This is a genomic window from Nocardioides lentus, from assembly GCF_039529515.1.
GTDB lineage: Bacteria > Actinomycetota > Actinomycetes > Propionibacteriales > Nocardioidaceae > Nocardioides > Nocardioides lentus.
In genome coordinates this window covers 1-2,648 of record NZ_BAAAMY010000018.1, presented here as the reverse complement: position 1 = coordinate 2,648, position 2,648 = coordinate 1, and the positions used below count along the sequence as shown (strand labels likewise).

Annotated in this window: 2 rRNA genes; both read left to right on the top strand. The window is 58.8% G+C overall.

Features of this window, described 5'->3' with window-relative positions:
* The first annotated feature begins 103 nt into the window (after nucleotides 1–103).
* A 16S ribosomal RNA gene (locus ABD158_RS19230) occupies nucleotides 104–1,639 on the top strand.
* A 504-nt stretch (nucleotides 1,640–2,143) separates the two neighbouring features.
* A 23S ribosomal RNA gene (locus ABD158_RS19225) occupies nucleotides 2,144–2,648 on the top strand; the annotation flags it as partial.

Below are 2,648 nucleotides of genomic sequence, written 5' to 3'. Positions count from 1 at the left end.
CGATCATGAGCCTTTCGGGGTTTTGTGTTTGTGGGTGTCAGTGATTGTTTTCGGATGATTGCTGGCGTTTTGTTTGTTTGTCTGGATATGAGTTTTCCAGTTTTCGATGGAGAGTTTGATCCTGGCTCAGGACGAACGCTGGCGGCGTGCTTAACACATGCAAGTCGAGCGGTAAGGCCCTTCGGGGTACACGAGCGGCGAACGGGTGAGTAACACGTGAGTAATCTGCCCTTCACTCGCGGATAAGCCTCGGAAACGGGGTCTAATACGTGGTGTACACGGCTGCCTGCATGGGTGGTGGTGGAAAGCGCTTTAGCGGTGGGGGATGTGCTCGCGGCCTATCAGCTTGTTGGTGGGGTAATGGCCTACCAAGGCTTCGACGGGTAGCCGGCCTGAGAGGGTGACCGGCCACACTGGGACTGAGACACGGCCCAGACTCCTACGGGAGGCAGCAGTGGGGAATATTGGACAATGGGCGGAAGCCTGATCCAGCAACGCCGCGTGAGGGATGACGGCCTTCGGGTTGTAAACCTCTTTCAGTGTCGACGAAGCCACGTTTTGGCGTGGTGACGGTAGGCGCAGAAGAAGCACCGGCCAACTACGTGCCAGCAGCCGCGGTAATACGTAGGGTGCGAGCGTTGTCCGGAATTATTGGGCGTAAAGGGCTCGTAGGCGGTTTGTCGCGTCGGGAGTGAAAACACGGGGCTTAACTCTGTGCTTGCTTCCGATACGGGCAGACTAGAGGGATGCAGGGGAGAACGGAATTCCTGGTGTAGCGGTGGAATGCGCAGATATCAGGAGGAACACCGGTGGCGAAGGCGGTTCTCTGGGCATTACCTGACGCTGAGGAGCGAAAGTGTGGGGAGCGAACAGGATTAGATACCCTGGTAGTCCACACCGTAAACGTTGGGCGCTAGGTGTGGGATCCATTCCACGGGTTCCGTGCCGCAGCTAACGCATTAAGCGCCCCGCCTGGGGAGTACGGCCGCAAGGCTAAAACTCAAAGGAATTGACGGGGGCCCGCACAAGCGGCGGAGCATGCGGATTAATTCGATGCAACGCGAAGAACCTTACCTGGGTTTGACATGCACCGGGATGTGCCAGAGATGGTGCAGCTTTTGCTGGTGTGCAGGTGGTGCATGGCTGTCGTCAGCTCGTGTCGTGAGATGTTGGGTTAAGTCCCGCAACGAGCGCAACCCTCGTCGCATGTTGCCAGCAGCACCTTCGGGTGGCTGGGGACTCATGCGAGACTGCCGGGGTCAACTCGGAGGAAGGTGGGGATGACGTCAAGTCATCATGCCCCTTATGTCCAGGGCTTCACGCATGCTACAATGGCCGGTACAGAGGGCTGCGATACCGCGAGGTGGAGCGAATCCCAAAAAGCCGGTCTCAGTTCGGATTGGGGTCTGCAACTCGACCCCATGAAGTCGGAGTCGCTAGTAATCGCAGATCAGCAACGCTGCGGTGAATACGTTCCCGGGCCTTGTACACACCGCCCGTCACGTCATGAAAGTCGGCAACACCCGAAGCCGGTGGCCTAACCCCTTGTGGGAGGGAGCCGTCGAAGGTGGGGCTGGCGATTAGGACGAAGTCGTAACAAGGTAGCCGTACCGGAAGGTGCGGCTGGATCACCTCCTTTCTAAGGAGTTCTCGACCCAGGGTCGCCTCGTGAGGGGTGGTCACCTGTCCCCGTGTGGGGGTGGGTATGTGAGTGGTCGGTCTTCTTTGTGGAATCTGTCGGCTCTGCGGTCTGCTCTTCGGGGTGGGTCGTGGGGGACACACTGTTGGGTGTCTGAGGCAGCACGCTGTCCTCGGGTCCTGGTGCTGGTGTCTGGTGCTCTCCTGTCGGGAGGGTGGTGGGTGTCGGTGCGGGGGTCTGGGGTGTGGGTGTGTGTCTCGTGGATCCTCCATGGTCGGCCTTCTGCGTGTGCGGGGGGTGTGGCGGTGGGTGGGTGTGGTGGTTGAGAACTGCAGAGTGGACGCGAGCATCTTGTATTGCTTGTTTGTTCGAGTTTTTGTGCCGCTCCTGGTCTTTAAAGGCGACCGGGGGTTGGTGTTGTGTTGATTGTGGTTTTTGTGGTTTCTCATGGCGTGTGGCATTCCCTTCGTCTGGGCGCTCTTGGAGTGGTCCGGGTGTGGGGTGTGGCAAGTTATGAGGGGCACATGGTGGATGCCTTGGCACCAAGAGCCGATGAAGGACGTGGGAGCCTGCGATAAGCCCTGGGGAGTTGGCAACCGAGCTGTGATCCGGGGGTGTCCGAATGGGGAAACCCAGCACCAGTCATGTGGTGTTACCGCTGTCTGAATTCATAGGGCAGTCGGAGGGAACGTGGGGAAGTGAAACATCTCAGTACCCATAGGAAGAGAAGACAACAGTGATTCCGTGAGTAGTGGCGAGCGAAAGCGGATGAGGCTAAACCGTGCGCATGTGATACCCGGCAGGGGTTGTGCGTGGGGGGTTGTGGGGTCGTTCTACCGGTGCTGCCGTGCCGGTGCGGAGTGAGAAACTCATCGTGAAGTCGAAGTCGGTTGGGAAGCCGTGCCGTAGTGGGTGATAGTCCCGTAGGCGTAAGCGATGGGCTCCGGAGCGTGTCCCCGAGTAGCGTGGAACTCGTGAAATTCTGCGTGAATCTGGCGGGACCACCCGT